This is a genomic window from Blastococcus sp. SYSU DS0753 (assembly GCF_054051175.1).
The window spans coordinates 101191-115725 of sequence record NZ_JBJHAT010000005.1 but is presented as its reverse complement, the minus strand read 5'-3'; the positions used below and the strand labels follow the sequence as shown (position 1 = coordinate 115725).

Genomic DNA, 14535 nt, shown 5'->3' with positions numbered 1-14535 from the left:
TCCAGCTCAACTCGGCATCGGCGCCACTTTTGCGGCTCAGTGATCCGACCCTTGTCGACCGCTGCCGTCCGCTCTTGGCCGCTGCCTGAGGCACGCCTTAGGCGCCGAGGCATAGCGCCAGTAGCGAGGACGACGACTAGGACGCACCTGCCGCGGCTGAACCATCAGCCGGTCGGACCGATGCGAGCATCTCAACGATGTGGGCGACGGCAGCGTCTCCGGCAGCGGCGACGGAGACCTCGGCGATCTTTGACGGCGCATACGCTGCCCAAGGTCGCCGAGCACCTCGAGGCCGCCCGAGCCGACGTGCTCGCCTTCACCGCCTTCCCCATGGAGGTCTGGCGGCAGATCTGGAGCAACAACCTCTCCGAGCGGCTCAACCGGGAGATCCGCCGGCGCACCGACGTGGTCGGCATCTTCCCCGACCGCGACTCGGTGATCCGCCTGGCCGGCGCCGTCCTCGCCGAGCAGCACGACGAATGGGCCGAAGGCCGCCGCTACCTCGGCCTCGACGTCCTCGCCCGATGCCGAGTGCGCCCCGTCCCTGACAGAGACGACAGCACCGAGGAGATGACCATGCCGGCGCTCAGCGCCTGACCAACATGAAGATGACGCGGTCGCCGTCACACACCACGCCACCGGGCTTGACCGCCTGGGCTTTCCCGGGGCTTGCCGCAGGACGCCGACCCCGCTAGGCGTTGAAGTGGATCGAACGATCGGTTCGCCCATTCGCGTGCGATCAGCGTCGGCGGAAAGCGGAGTTCGGTCGTCGCGCCGGTCACAGCCCTCGTACGGTGCATCTCGGCGTTGTCGGTCACGGTAATGCCCGGTCGGCTCCGTCCTGTGCGGGTTGCCTTCCGGGTGTGCGGTCCCTACGGGTGTGAGGGCGCCGGGGGTGCCCCGCGCAGCTCGAAGGCGATCCGGTCCGGATAGCACCAGAACCACTCCTCGCCCGGTTCGAACGACCGCACGAGGGGGTGGCCGGTACCGTCGGCGTGCGCGGTCGCGTGCCGGTTCGGGGAGGAATCGCAGCATCCGATGTGCCCACAACTGGCGCACATCCGCAGGTGCACCCACCGCCCACCGGAGCGCAGGCAGTCCTCGCAGCCCGGCGCGCTGGGGGTCACCCCCAGGTCGATGTCGTCCAGGTGAGGGCACCCACCGCCGGTCCCGCTCATCCGTCCTCCCCGCTCTCGTCGGTCCTGCGCGTCATGGCAGCCGCCGGTCGACCGGCAGGGTGACGGTGAACGTCGTGCCCTGTGGTCCGCTGCTGACGAGCAGCGTTCCGTCATGGTGGTCCTCGACGATCCGCCGTGCGCTGTCGAGCCCGAGCCCGCTGCCGGCCCCGGGCGGCTTGGTGGTGTAGAAGGCGTCGAACAGCCGAGGGACGACGTCCTCCGGGATCCCCGGTCCGTCGTCGGTCACCTGCACCTGCACCTCGCCATCCGCAGCGCGGGTGCGCAGCAGCACGGAGCCGCTGCCAGCGAGGGCGTCGGCGGCGTTGTCGAGGAGGTTCGTCCACACCTGGTTCAGCTCGGCCCCGTACGCGGTCACCCTCGGCAGCTCGGCGTCGTAGTCGCGCCGCACGGAGATGCCGGCGAGCTTGTGACCCAGCATCGTGACGGTGTTCTCCAGACCCTCGTGCACGTCGACCTCGTGGGCCGTCGGACCGCCGGGGTGGGCGTACCGCTTCACCGACGCGACGAGCGCCGAGATCGCCCCCGTGGACGAGGCGATGTCGTCCAGCAGCGACTCCGCCGCCAGCGCGTCCACCAGCCAGTCCAGTGCGCGCGCGCCGGGACCGCCATCGAGCTCCTCGACGATGCCGTGGACGCGCCGAGCGTCCAGCCCGGCCGCGACGAGTACGCCGGCGGCCTCGTCGGGCTCCGTGGCCCCGGCGGCAGCGAGGAGATCGCGCGCCGCGTCCTCCTCGTCGGCCCGCCCGAGGGCGCCCGTGCTGGCCCTCCCCCCGGTGGCCCGGACCGCCTCGTGCAGCTCGTGCAGCCGCTGGAGGCTCGTAGTGTCGGCTCCGGCCCTAACCAGCAGGAGGGGGTGGCGGCGCAGCGCGTCGACGTGCCGACGCAACTGGTCCGCGGCGCGCACGGCGGCGGTGGCGGGGTTGTTCAACTCGTGTGCTAGTCCCGCGGACAGGGCGCCGAGGCTCGCCAGGTGCTCGCGGCGCCGTACGGTCGCCTCGCTGGCGCGCACACCGGCGAACAGGCCGTCCAGCAGGTGCACCGCCATGGGCATGTGCGCGCGCACGAACGCGGCGAAGTCCGCTGCGGGCAACCGGAAGAAGCTGCTCGCCACCGTGGTGCGCATGGTCTGCACGTACGTCCGCTCGGCCCCGGGGACGAACGCGCGCATGGCCCCGCCGTAGGCGCCGCGCTGGGTGGTCGCGCTGATCGTCACCTCCTGGCCCGCGGCTCGCTGCGACAGGCGCACCCCGCCGTCGAGGAGCACGTGCAGGTGGTCGGCGGGGTCGCCCTCGCAGAAGACCAGCGCGCCGGTCGGGTACGTCCGGCGGTCACCGCGCCGGGCCAGCCAGCGCAGCTGGTCCTCGGCGAGTTCCTCGAACAGGAACAGCGTCCGCAGCTCCTCCACCGCGACGGTGGAGTGGCCGCTCACAGGTCCCCCAGGTACCGGTGGACGAGGTTCACGGCGAGGGCGCCCTCGCCGACGGCGGAGGCCACCCGTTTCACGGACGCCGCCCGTGCGTCGCCGGCGACGAAAACCCCCGGCACGCTCGACTCCAGCAGGTACGGCTGCCGGTCCGGCGTCCAGCCCGCCGGCGGACGTCCCTGTGCGCCCAGCAGCTCCGGACCCGTCAGGAGGAACCCCTTCGGGTCGCGCGCGAAGGCCTCCCCCAGCCACTCCGTGCGGGGAGCGGCGCCGATGTACACGAACAGCCACGAGGCGGGGACGGCCTCCACCACACCGGTCGCGTTGCAGCGCAGGTGCAGCCGCTCCAGGTGCTCGCCGCCCTCGGCTCGGGTGATCTCCGTACCGGTGCGCACCTCGATGCGCTCCGACACCTCGATCCGCTGCACGAGGTACTCGCTCATGCTCCTGCGCAGTGAGCTGCCACGGACGAGGAGCACCACGCGCCCGGCGTGCCGGGCGAAGTGCAGCGCCGCCTGCCCGGCGGAGTTCGCCCCGCCCACCACGTACACCGTCTCCCCGGCACAGTCCGCCGCCTGGTGTGCGGCGGCGCCCTGGTGGACGCCCCTGCCGAGGAACGTCTCCATCCCGGGCGCCGGCAACGACGTGTAGGACACCCCGGTGGCCAGCACCACGGCGTGGCAGGCAACGGTGGAACCGTCGGCGAACTGCACGGTACGGCCCTCGCCGTGGGCCTCGACACCGGTGCACTCCACCGTCGTCAGGATCTCCACCCCGAACCTCAGCGCCTGGTGACGGGCACGTTCGGCGAGGTCCGCACCGGAGACGCCTTGCGGGAACCCGAGGTAGTTCTCGATCCGGCTGCTCTGCCCCGCCTGCCCGCCAGTGGCGGACCGCTCCACCAGGAGGGTCCGCAGTCCCTCGCTGGCCGCGTACACCGCTGCGCCGAGCCCGGCGGGGCCACCACCGACGACGACGACGTCGTAGAAGGGCAGGCCCGCCGTCGTCGAGAGCCCGACCCGGCGCGCCAGGTCGGCGGGCCGGCACGCCGGGACCACCTCGCCGTCCGGCAGTAACGCCACCGGGAGCTGCTCTGCACGTGGGTCGATGCAGGCGATGCGCAGGAGCCTCCCGGCCTCCGCGCCGTGCACGTCGTGGTACCGGTACGGGACTCCATTGCGCGTCAGGAACTCGCGGAGCTGCTGCGTCGGGGCCGACCACCGGTGGCCCACCACGGTGACCGCGACGGGGACACCCGGACGGACCTCGGCGGTCCACTGCGCGAGCAATTCGTCCAGCGGCGGGTACAGCCGTTCCTCCGGGGGGTCCCAGGGCTTGAGGAGGTAGCGGTCGAGGTCCACGTCGTTGATCGCCCGGATCGCGGCGTCGGTCTCCGCGTATGCCGTCAGCAGGACCCGCTTGGCGTCGGGGGCCAGGTCGAGGGATCTCTCCAGGAAGTCCACCCCCGTCATGCCCGGCATGCGGTGGTCGGCGAGCAGGAGCGCAACCCGGTCCCCGCGCAGCGTGAGCTTCTCGAGCACATCGAGGGCCTCCGCGCCCGAGCCGGTGCGCAGGACGCGGTAGGTCCCGGAGTAGCGCCGACGCAGGTCCCGGGTGATGGCGCGGCCCACCGCCGGGTCGTCGTCCACGCTGACGAGCACCGGGCGCGCGTCCGGTGCCGCACCGGTGGGCGGGGGCACGGGCAGGGCGGTCATCCGCCCACCTGCGGGCGCAGGGTGAGGACCTGGATCTCCCCGCCCTGCAGTTGCGCCGTCAGGCGGCCGCGGCCGTTGCGGCCTCCACCACCGATCTCCACGTCGGCTGCCGCGCCACCGGGCACCTCGGTGATCCCCAGCACGTGGAAGCGGGCGCGCACACCGATGACGGTGCGCAGGTTCCACTCCGCGATCTGCAGCAGCCCCTGGAAGAGGCGGCCGTCGTCGTCCACGACGGCGTCGGCGGCGAAGGAACCCAGGAACCCCTCGGTGTCCTCGGCGTTCGCTGCGTCGAGCAGGAGCCGGAGGCTGTCGAGGGCGGTCATGCGGCGAGCTTGCCCGGACCGGTGTGCGGGAGGGAGGCCCCCACAATCCCACCCTAGGCGTACCGGCGTTGCTCGAAGTTGAGGTCCAGGCGCGTGCGAACGCATCGAGGAGCTGCGGCGAAGGGGGCCGCTCGCGGCCCTGTTCCAGCCGTGTGCAGTAGTCGGTGCTGACCCCGGTGAGGCCGGCGACCTCGTCACGGCACAGCCCGGGAACCCGGCGCGTCCCCTAGGAAGAGATGCCCCGGGCCGCTGCCGAGGCAGCGGCCCGCCTGGCCCGCAGGAGGTTCGCCAGTTCGTCGTCCCTGGCCATCGGCGGAGGTCAGGCAGCGGCGCAGGTGTCGGCAACGGTGGGCATCCCGTGTCATCCTCAGATGACCTGCTCGGTGGGCAGGATGGTGATCTCGGTGAGGTTGACGTGCCGGGGTGCGGCGGCGATGAACGCCACGGTCTCGGCCACGTCCTGCGCGGAGAGCACGTCGATGTTCTTCAGGAGGCCGGCCATGAGGTCGCTGGCCTCGGGGTCGGTGACGTGGTCGGGCAGTTCTGTGTCGACCATGCCGGGCTCGACGGTGGAGACGCGCACCTTCTTGCGGCCCAGCTCGGTGCGCAGCAGGCGGCTGAGCTGGGTCACGTAGGCCTTGGTGCCGGAGTACACCTGGAACCGCTCCAGGACGCGGACGGCTGCGATGGAGGACGTCGTGATGAGGTCGGCGGGACGGCCGTCCACGGCGGCCTGCTCCAGGTCGCGCACGAATGCGGCGATGGTGTTCATCAGGCCCTTGACGTTCAGGTCGATCTGGTCGTCCCAGTCCTCCACGCGCAGGTCCGTGATGGAGGAGATGCGCTGTCGCCCGGCGTTGGCGAACACCAGGTCCACCCGGCCGAACTCGTCGTGGATGCGTTGGGTCGTAGCGAGGAGGGCTTCCCGGTCGGTGACGTCCACGGGCAGCGGCAGGGCGGTCCCGCCGCCCGCGCGGATGCTGCCGGCCAGGTCCTCGAGGCGCTCGGCGCGGCGGGCGAGGAGCGCGACCCGCGCACCGAGGGCCGCCAGGCGCGCCGCGGTGGCGGCACCGATTCCGCTGGAGGCGCCGGTCACGACGGCGACACGGCCCGCGAGCGGGCTACCGGAGATCAGCGTGGTCTGCGTCAGCTCGGTCATGGTCCCACGGTGCCTCGCAGACGCGGGAAGAACATGGCCCTCTCGCACCCACCCACCACGGTGGCGACCGTGGTGGGGTCCTGGCGCACCCGCGCAGCGTCCCGCTCGCGCACGGCGGCCCGCGCACCGCCCTCGGCGGCGCGAGTCGGAGTTCCGCAGCACCGCGACGACACCGACCACAGCCCGGGTTGCGGTTCCCCGGGTACCCCGCCTCCCGGCCGGGGTGCGCGCTCGCCGCGGCGGCCGCGCTGGGGGTGACCGGCCTCGCCCCCGGACCGGCCGCGGCGGCACGGCCGACTAGAGCCGCGACACCGCTGCGGGCGGTGCAGGAGGGCCTGGAGGGCCTGGTCCGCGAGGAGGTTTCCCCGCCCTGGACGTGACGGGCGCCGCTGACTGGACGCTTCGGTCGCGCTCGCCACCGATCAACCCGAGGACGTGGAGATCGGTGACCTGGCCATCCGGCCAGCGCGTCGGGGTTGACCCACTGCAGGTTCAGCTACGACCGCGGAGAGCCACTACCGTCGACACGTCGTCCCACGCCGTCCGTGGACGTCGTGGGACGAGTCGTCAGACCGCGACGCCCGACCGGCGTGCCCGGTGCAGCACCGCATCCCGCGAGGCCCGCACTTCCTCCCTCAGCGCGTCGAGGTCGACGTCCAGGACCCGGCCACCCCACTTGCGCACCTGCCCGGCGACGAACACCGGCGTGATGTTCCGGGCGTCCGCACCGAGCACCAGGGTCCCGACGCGGTCGTTGAGGGGCATGGTGTTGAGGTCCTCGGCGTCGACGACGAGCAGGTCCGCCTGCTTGCCGGGCGTCAGCGACCCCGTGACGTCCCCCAGGCCATTGGTCCGCGCACCCTGCAGGGGTCGCCATGTCCAGCACGTCGTGCACGCCGATGCGCCGGGGGCCCGGTCCGTGCCGTAGGCGGAACTCACCGCACGCATCCGCTGGATCGCGAGCAACGCGCGCATCTGCGTGAACATGTCGCTGGACAGCGGCACCTCCACGTCGATGCTCAGCCCGGGGCGGACACCCGCTTCGAGGGCCTCGTCGACGGCCGGGACCGCCGTCTCCAGGCCGATCTGCGCATCCGACGTGGGGGCCAGCGCAACCGTGGTCCCCGTGCGTCCGATCGCCTCCCACGCCGCGCCGGTCAGTCCGGTGCAGTGGATGAGCGTGACGTCAGGGGACAGCAGACCGGCGCGCTCCCACCCCAGGACCGCCTCGGAGCCGGATGCGCCGAACACCGCGGGCGACGACGACGAATGCCCCGCCGCCACGTCGAGGCGAGCGGGGCCGACCGGCCGGGCCGTGGCGCCGGTACACCACCACGCCCAGGCCCACGGCGACCGGCGCGTGCTCGCCCGTGCCGCAGGAGGACCCGGCACGTCCCGCCCGGCCTCCACCCGCACCTCACCTCCCGCAGCCGGCACACGGGAGCCCCGGACGTCCCCGTCCCCGTTCCCGGGACAAGCCCGCCGGCGGCCCGTTCCAGGCGCGCAGCAGCCGGTCCAGCACGGCCTCCGAGCCTGTTCCAGGCACGGGGGTGTGCAGGGCCAGGAACACACCCTCACCGGGGAGCGGCAGCGCCTGGTAGTCCAGCAGGCAGGTCCCGGCCCACGGGTGCTCGACGGTCCACCGCCCGTGGAAGGTGCCGGTCACCTCCGGTACCGCCCACATCCGCGAGAACTCGGCGCTGCGGCCCGACAGCTCGGTGATCAGCGCGTCGAGCAGCGGGTCGTCCGGGTTTCGGGCCCGGTTCAGCCGCAGGCCCGCGACCGCCGCGGCGGCGCTGTCCCGCCACCCCGGCAGCAGGTCGCGTGCCCAGGGGTCCAAGAAGTGCCACCGCACGAGGTTCCCCACCGCCTCCGGGCGCCCACCCGGCCGCGCCAGGAGGAGCCGGAACGGCAGGTTGTCCGCCAGGACGTCCATCCGGTGGTTCACCACGGCCGCCGGGACGGTAAGCCACGCCAGCATCCCCGTGGTCCCGGGCCGCAGCCGTCCCTCCGAACGCGGCCTCGGCACCGAACGGGACGGGGCCCCCAGGCGGTGCAGCAACGCGGTTTCGTCCGCGCTTAGCCGCAACGCCTTCGCCAGGGCGTTGAGGACGGCCCCGGAGACCTCCCCGACCCGCCCCTGCTCGATGCGGGTGTAGTAGTCCAGGCTCACACCGGCAAGCTCCGCCACCTCCTGCCGGCGCAACCCCGGGACCCGGCGGTGGCCCAGCGAGGCCGGCAGGCCCACTTCCTGCGGGCGCAGCCGGCTGCGCATCGCCCGCAGGAAGTCGCCCAGCGGTGGCGGTGTGACCGCACCCGGCAGCACGTCGGTGGCGGTGCCTGCACGGGACCGCGACGGCGGCCCTGTCCGCAGCCCTCCTGCTCCACCTCTCAGCACGGGGACCTCACCGGAGCCGTTCGCCGGCCCCGCCGGGGCCGCTGCCACCCGGCGCGGGGTCGCCGTGCTCGGTGGCACGGGCCATCTCCGTCGCGATCTGCTCCGGCCCACGGTCCGCCAGGAGCGTGAACTCCGCCCAGCAGGCGCTCTCCCGGGCCCGCGCGGTGACGTGGTCGGTGGGGCGTCGGCCCGGCAGGTGCGGGCGATTCACGGGTCGATCCGCTCGCCGCTGCCGACCGAGAACAGGCACTGCTCACCGTCGCGGATGCACAGGACGATGCGCTCGCTCTTCTCTGGGGCCCGGGCCGGTGCGCCCCGGGCCACCACGTCACCGGACGCCACCAAGCTGTCCGCTGCGGCGGAACCGGCGTAGACGACTGCCTCGGCACCCAGTTCTCTCACGACCTGCACCACAACGGGAACGGCCCAGGGGCCTCCGCACCGGCCTTCTCGCCCGCCTCAGCGACCCGCCGGGCCATCGCGTGGATGGTTCCCGTCGCCGAGTAGTAGATGGCTGCGAGTTTCACGTCGGTCACTGGTCTCCTCGGGGCTTTCGGGCCTGTCGGCGGGGGCCACCGGAGCGCCGCCCCCTGCTGTGAGAACGCTCCCAAGCAGGGCGGCCGCTTCGCCTCGGTGGTCATCACCTACATGTGCCGCCCACGGTGCTCAGGGACCGTCGCGGTCGACGTACATGTCGATCCCCCTGGCCCAGGAGGTCGGCGGACTCCGCGCGCCTGCGGGTGGCCAGGACGAAAAGCCCGTCGAGCAGGAGGTCCGCGGCCAGGCGCAGTCTCTCCGCGACGGGAGGGACCGAGCGCGGCCGCGATCCCGGCGACGACGTCCGGACCGGCGAAGCACCCGGCGTACGTGGCCACGCCGAACGCCTCAAGCAGGGCCTCGCGGGCGGCCTTCGGGTCCGTCCCGGCGACGACGTGCGCGGCGTCCCGCGGGAGGCCGACTGCTCCGGCGTCCCGGCGCTGGTCCAGGGCCCCCGTGCGGGCGTGCAACGCCACCGCCAACGCGCCCTGCTCAGGGTCCAGGACGGCGTCCTCCGTCGGTGACAGCAACTGCAGCGCCGTCGCCGGTGCTCCCGCGGCGCGCTCGGCGGCCGTCGCCTCCAGCAGGCACCGGGTGCGGCTGACCGGGTGGGCCCGGCCCCGCCGACCGCTCGAGCTCGTCGGCTACCACCTCGTCGGGGCCCGCGCCCGCGCGCAGACCCGTACCGGGTGCGGCCGGCCCCGCGTCGAGCCCCAGGGCGCACCTGGGGGCGGCGGCCTGGGGCGCCGGCAGATGCTCAAGGTGCTGCAGCAGCGGTCGGCAGAGCTGGTGCAGCCCGGCGGACAGCAGCTCCAACTCGAACTCCATGCCGTTGGCCTCGAGGACCCTCAGCCCGGGCTCCGCGGCCGTGGTGGCCTCGGCGACGAGCACCGCCTTGCCGATCCCGGCAGGCCCCGCACGACGAGGACGCCACCGCGACCAGTCCCCGCCGCCTGCAGCAGGTCCCCGACCACCCTCAGCTCCGCCGCCCGTCCGCGCAGCGTCATCGGGTAGCCCTGCCTCCCCTCCACACGGGACGTGCGCCGTCGGGGACCGAACAGGGTGACCGGCGCCGACAGCTGGGCGGGGTCAGACGAGCTCCTCCACGCTGCCGTGCGCGTCCAGCAGCCCGGGCAGACCACGCAGCTGCCGGCGGGAGACGATCCCGAGCTTGGCGAAGATGCCGCGCAGGTGGGCGTCGACCGTGCGTGGGCTGAGGAACAACTCCGCGGCGACCTCCTTGCTGGTCGCGCCGCCCGCCACGAGCCGCGCCACGTGCAGCTCCTGCGGTGTCAGGCCCGCCGGTCCCGCAGCGGCGCGGACCCGGGCCCGCCCTCCCGCCGCGGCCAGCTCCCGTGTCGCGCGCGCGGCGAAGGCGGTGGCGCCCATGAACGAGAACCCGTCCAGGGCCACCTGCAGCTGCCCGCGCGCCTCGCGCGCGCGGCCCTCGCGGCGTAGCCACTCCCCGTACAGCAGGTGCGTCCGCGCCCGTTGCGACGCGGTCCCCGTACGCCGGAGGCGCTCCAGCGCCTCGAGGTAGTGCTCCTCGGCCGGTGGGCCGCCGCTGAGCAGGGCCGCGTTGCGGGCGGCCATCCCCAGACCCCAGTCGCTCCCGGCGGCGTCCGCGGCAGCGCGCAGCCGTTCATGCACGGGTACGGCCTCCTCGGGCCGGCCCGAGCGGACCGCCGCCTCGATGAACTCGGGTCCGATCCAGACCCCGAAGCTCTGCTCATCGAGCTCGACGGCCCGCCGACAGGCCTCGCGGGCCTCGGCGTAGCGCCCCTGCGCGTTGAGCAGCACCGCGGGGGCGTACTCCATCGCGGTCAGCATGCGGCCCTCCTGCCGCGCGAGGGCGTCGGCGGTGCCGGTGCGCACGAGCTCGGCCGTGCGGAGTTCGTCGCCCCGCCATGCGGCGATCGTGACGGCCACGGACTGCAGCGGCGGCGCCTCCAGCTCCGCGGCGACTCGCATCGCCTCGTCGACGAGGACCTGCGCCCCGCGGAGATCCCCCTCGTGGACGTGGACGAGCGCGCGGTAGTTCAGCGCCACCGGCAGGGACGCCACCGCCCCCGAGCGCCGGACCCGTTGCAGTTGCTGCTCGGCGATGGCCCGGAAGGACTCCTCGTCCCACAGCTCCTGTGCCGCGCTGCACGCCATCCACAGGCACCCCGAGTGGAAGAGCTCGTCCGCGGCCGTGCGACAGGCGTCGACCCCGCTGCGCAACAGCGGCGCAGCGGCGGCGCGGCCCCGGGTGACCTGCGTGAGCAGACCCGCGAACAAGTCCTCTCCGGGACGCCGTGGGCCCGGGGAGGCAGGCAGCGCCCGCTCCGCCGCCGCGAGCCCCCGCATCAGGTCCGGGTCGGCGAACCGGCCGGCGAAGACGGCGGCGGCAAACGCCTCGAAGAGCACCTCCTTCGCTGCGACGGGTCCCACCGCGGTTGCCGAACGTCCCGCCTCGAGCAACATCCGCACCGCGCCGGAATCGCGGCGCTGGTCGAAGGCGGCGCGGGCCCGGAGCACCTCCACGAGCGCCCGCTGCCGCCCGTCCAGCGCCCCGCCCTCCGCGACCGCGAGCAGCCCCAGCGCGGCCTCCGGCGCCCCGGCCGCTCTCTTGGCGTCGGCGGCTGCCAGGAGCCGGTCGGACCGGCGGGCCGGATCGGGTGTCAGGACGGCGGCGCGTTCGAGGAAGGCACCCGTTGCGGCCAGACCGCCCCGGGCCTGGGCACGGTCCGCGGAGCGCTCCAGCTCCGCGGCGACGGCCTCGTCCGGTCCGTCGGCGGCCAGCGCCAGGTGCCAAGCCCGCCGGTCGGGGTCGGTGACCGCGTCGGTGGCCTGCGCCAGCGCCCGGTGGGCCGCACGCCGCTGACCCAGGCCGGCGGCGTGGTACACCGCCGAGCGGACCAGCGGGTGGCGGAAGCGCACGCGCGTCCCCAGGGACAGCAGCCCGGTGGCCTCCACCGGCAGGCCGGCCTCTGGCCCCAACCCGCAAATCTCCGCAGCCCGCCACAGCAACGCCGGGTCCCCGGTCGGCTCGGCGGCGGCCAGGGTGGTGAACGTTCGTGACGGCGCGGGCAGCAGGGCCAAGCGGTGCTGGAAGCTGTCCTCCAGCACGCTGGACACCGACTCGTCGCCCGGCAGCGCGTAGCCACCGGCCAGTTCGGCCGGGCCGAAGGTCCGGGGCAGCTCCACCAGGGCCAGCGGGTTGCCGCGCGCCTCGGCGATCACCCGGTCGCGCACCCGCGGGTCGAGCGGGGCTCGCATCTCCGCGGCCAGCAGCGCACGAGCCTCCCGCTCGGGTAGGCCAGCCAGGTCCAGCGACGGAAGACGGTCGAGGGCGCTCGGGGTCCCGGGGCCGCCGGCGCCGTCGCGCACCACCAGCAGCAGCGCCACGGCCAATCCGTCGAGGCGCCGCGCGGTGAAGGCCAGGGCCTTGGTGCTGGCCGGGTCCAGCCACTGCAGGTCGTCGACCACGCACACCACCGGCTGCCGCCGTGCTGCCGCACCCAGCAGCGCCAGCAGACCGGCGCCGATCAGCAGCGCGGCCTCCGGCGCGGTCGGCTGCCCGGCCAGCCCGAGGGCGCTGCGCAGCGCGTCGGCCTGCAGGGTGGGCAGCTCACCGAGGTGCTCCAGCAGCGGCGAGCACAGCTCGTGGAGGCCGGCGAAGGGCAGGTCGGCCTCGAACTGGGTGCCGGTGGCGCGAAGTACCCGCACCCCGCCGGCTGCCCCGACGGCCTCTGCGACGAGCGCCGACTTGCCGATCCCGGCTGCCCCGCTCACGACGAGCGCGCCGCCGCGGCCCTCACCGGCCGAACGCAGCAGGTGATGCACGACTGCCAGTTCCTGCTCCCGCCCGTACAGCGCCACGCTCCCGCCTCCGATCAGCCGGTCCGCGCCCCCTCCGGCTCGGCCCGCCGGGCACCGGACATGACGCTGAGCACACGTTCTCCGCACGTGTCGCGTCGCGAGGTCACGGTACGCGGCCCGTACTTGCTCCAGGGGAGTAGATCTGCGAGGACGAGGACGGCGACGTCCCCGCGACGACCAGCCGCGCGAGCGCCTCCCACGCCTCCGGGGTGTCGGCCTGCTCCGGCCCGTCGGAGTACACGCGTGCCCCGCAGCCTCCGGGGTCTCACGCCGGCGTGGGGGGCCCTACCGCTCCTACCGTCCGGCCGACTGCATACGGGCTCACCCTCGCCACCCCGGCACGGGGACCGGCACCGCCGCCGACACGAGGTCAACGGTGCTCGTCAGCGCGTGCCGGTGCCGGACGTCCGCTCAGGGGCAGGTGAGGACCCGGCGACCGCCGGCGTCGGTCTCCTCCTGCACCCCGAACCGCCTGAGGTCGCGCACGAACCGCGCACGATCGACCGCTTCGCCGGCGTACTCGACCAGGTATTGGGCGTAGACGTCGCGCGTCAAGCGTGGTTCGTCCCAGCTCTGCTCGGTCATCCAGACCCGCACGGACGGCGCGACCGGGGAAGTGTCCTGATCCGTGTGGGTTCTCGGCAGCTGAGTGCCGCAGGAAGGGCACACGAGAGGACCATCGATGTTCTCGATATCACGCATGCCTGCACGCTAGCCATGCGAGCACGGTCTCTCGTCCCCTGACGGGAGGATCCGTGGCTGGTACCACGGGTGGACTCGTGCACACGGGCTCCGACGGCCCCCACGGCGGTCAGCACGCCCGGCACCGCTGGCAGCGCCCGGCGGATGCGCGCCTCCGGGGGCCGCCGGGTGGGTGCGGTGGCTGGAGTGCCTGCTGGGGCGTCATGGCGGCGCCTTCCTCGACGGAGGTCATGAGGGACGACCGCCCCCTCCCGGCTGCCCTTCCGGCGGGAGGCCCTGCCATTCCACCCGGCGGCCGCTCGGGAGCGCCCAGGGTGGGAGTCCCGGGACCTGGCTCGGCCGCGGCACCCACGCGACGCTGCCGGTCGATGGCAGTACTGCGCCGGCCTCGGTACCCACCCCGGCCGGCAGCTGCCCGCGACAGGAGGCCCTATGAGTACCGGCACGACCGGTCGGCCCGGAGCGGCCCAACTGCTGGAGCCGCGCCCGGGCACTTCCGCCGTGGAGTTGCGCGGCGTCAGCCGGACCTACGGCAGCGGAGCCGCCGCGGTGCGCGCCGTCTACGACGTCAGCGTCGCGTTCCCCCGCGGCAGCTGGACGGCGGTCATGGGCCCCTCGGGTTCGGGCAAGTCGACCCTGCTGCATTGCGCGGCGGGCCTGGAGCGGGTGGATTCCGGCCAGGTGCTCCTGGGCGACACCGACATCACCACCGCGGACGACGACGCGCTCACCGACCTGCGCCGCGACCGCATCGGGTTCGTCTTCCAGAGCTTCAACCTTGTCGCCTCCCTCACCGCCGAGCAGAACGTGGCGCTGCCGCTGCAGCTGGCCGGACGCCGCCCCGCGGCCTCGCAGGTCCGCGACGTCCTGGCCGCCGTCGGGCTGGGTGATCGCGCCGGGCACCGCCCCCGCGAGCTGTCCGGCGGCCAGCAGCAGCGGGTTGCGATCGCGCGGGCGATGGTCACCCGGCCCGAAGTGCTCTTCGCCGACGAGCCGACCGGCGCGCTGGACTCCCGGGCTGCGCGCACGGTGCTCGAGCTGCTGCGGGAGGTGGTGGACCGCGGCCAGAGCATCGTCATGGTCACCCACGACCCGGCCGCGGCCGCCCGCGCCGACGCCACGGTGTTCCTGCGCGACGGCCGCATCGCCGACCGGCTCGTCGGCGCCAGCGCCGCTGCCGTGGCCGACCGCCTCGTCTCCCTGGAGGGCTGA

At 74.2% G+C, this 14535-nt stretch carries 14 protein-coding genes and 1 pseudogene; 2 read left to right on the top strand and 13 right to left on the bottom strand.

Going from position 1 to position 14535, the window contains the following annotated elements:
- Nucleotides 1–264: 264 nt before the first annotated feature.
- A pseudogene (locus ACI799_RS06595) lies at nucleotides 265–597 on the top strand (transposase); the annotation flags it as partial.
- A 275-nt stretch (nucleotides 598–872) separates the two neighbouring features.
- Here ACI799_RS06595 and ACI799_RS06590 read toward each other — a convergent pair.
- From ACI799_RS06590 to ACI799_RS06530, 13 genes are all read right to left on the bottom strand, one after another.
- Entirely contained in the window at nucleotides 873–1178 is a 306-nt protein-coding gene (locus ACI799_RS06590) for a UBP-type zinc finger domain-containing protein (protein ID WP_456599491.1), read from the bottom strand.
- 31 nt (nucleotides 1179–1209) lie between these two features.
- Nucleotides 1210–2628 carry an ATP-binding protein gene (locus ACI799_RS06585; protein ID WP_456612677.1) on the bottom strand — a complete coding sequence of 473 codons (1419 nt, stop codon included), beginning with the start codon at nucleotides 2626–2628 and terminating at the stop codon, nucleotides 1210–1212.
- Nucleotides 2625–4337: an FAD-dependent oxidoreductase gene (locus ACI799_RS06580; protein WP_456612676.1), complete on the bottom strand. Its 1713-nt coding sequence runs from the start codon at nucleotides 4335–4337 to the stop codon at nucleotides 2625–2627. The genes ACI799_RS06585 and ACI799_RS06580 overlap by 4 nt, the downstream gene beginning before the upstream one ends.
- Nucleotides 4334–4663, bottom strand: a complete 330-nt coding sequence (locus ACI799_RS06575) for a hypothetical protein (protein ID WP_456587643.1) — start codon at nucleotides 4661–4663, stop codon at nucleotides 4334–4336. The genes ACI799_RS06580 and ACI799_RS06575 overlap by 4 nt, the downstream gene beginning before the upstream one ends.
- A 367-nt stretch (nucleotides 4664–5030) precedes the next feature.
- The gene (locus tag ACI799_RS06570) at nucleotides 5031–5822 is read right to left on the bottom strand and encodes an SDR family oxidoreductase (RefSeq protein ID WP_456587644.1); all 792 of its coding nucleotides are present in this window, start codon (nucleotides 5820–5822) and stop codon (nucleotides 5031–5033) included.
- Between the two features lie 567 nt (nucleotides 5823–6389).
- Nucleotides 6390–7073 carry an amidohydrolase family protein gene (locus ACI799_RS06565; protein ID WP_456612675.1) on the bottom strand — a complete coding sequence of 228 codons (684 nt, stop codon included), beginning with the start codon at nucleotides 7071–7073 and terminating at the stop codon, nucleotides 6390–6392.
- A gap of 166 nt (nucleotides 7074–7239) precedes the next feature.
- Nucleotides 7240–8148, bottom strand: coding sequence for a helix-turn-helix domain-containing protein (locus ACI799_RS06560; protein ID WP_456612674.1), 909 nt, complete (start codon nucleotides 8146–8148; stop codon nucleotides 7240–7242).
- 79 nt (nucleotides 8149–8227) lie between these two features.
- A complete protein-coding gene (locus ACI799_RS06555; protein WP_456587647.1) occupies nucleotides 8228–8431 on the bottom strand; it encodes a hypothetical protein in 204 nt (67 codons plus the stop codon).
- Entirely contained in the window at nucleotides 8428–8622 is a 195-nt protein-coding gene (locus ACI799_RS06550; RefSeq protein ID WP_456612673.1) for a hypothetical protein, read from the bottom strand. The genes ACI799_RS06555 and ACI799_RS06550 overlap by 4 nt, the downstream gene beginning before the upstream one ends.
- Nucleotides 8619–8756: a hypothetical protein gene (locus ACI799_RS06545; protein WP_456612672.1), complete on the bottom strand. Its 138-nt coding sequence runs from the start codon at nucleotides 8754–8756 to the stop codon at nucleotides 8619–8621. Before ACI799_RS06545 ends, ACI799_RS06550 begins: the two co-directional genes overlap by 4 nt.
- Before the next feature lie 1090 nt (nucleotides 8757–9846).
- On the bottom strand, nucleotides 9847–12621 hold the full coding sequence (locus ACI799_RS06540) for an ATP-binding protein (RefSeq protein WP_456612671.1): 2775 nt from the start codon (nucleotides 12619–12621) through the stop codon (nucleotides 9847–9849).
- Between the two features lie 103 nt (nucleotides 12622–12724).
- Nucleotides 12725–12862, bottom strand: a complete 138-nt coding sequence (locus ACI799_RS06535) for a hypothetical protein (RefSeq protein ID WP_456612670.1) — start codon at nucleotides 12860–12862, stop codon at nucleotides 12725–12727.
- Between the two features lie 170 nt (nucleotides 12863–13032).
- Nucleotides 13033–13323, bottom strand: coding sequence for a hypothetical protein (locus tag ACI799_RS06530; protein WP_456587650.1), 291 nt, complete (start codon nucleotides 13321–13323; stop codon nucleotides 13033–13035).
- Nucleotides 13324–13755: 432 nt separating this feature from the next.
- Between ACI799_RS06530 and ACI799_RS06525 the strand changes: the two genes are divergently transcribed.
- Nucleotides 13756–14535 carry an ABC transporter ATP-binding protein gene (locus ACI799_RS06525; protein ID WP_456612669.1) on the top strand — a complete coding sequence of 260 codons (780 nt, stop codon included), beginning with the start codon at nucleotides 13756–13758 and terminating at the stop codon, nucleotides 14533–14535.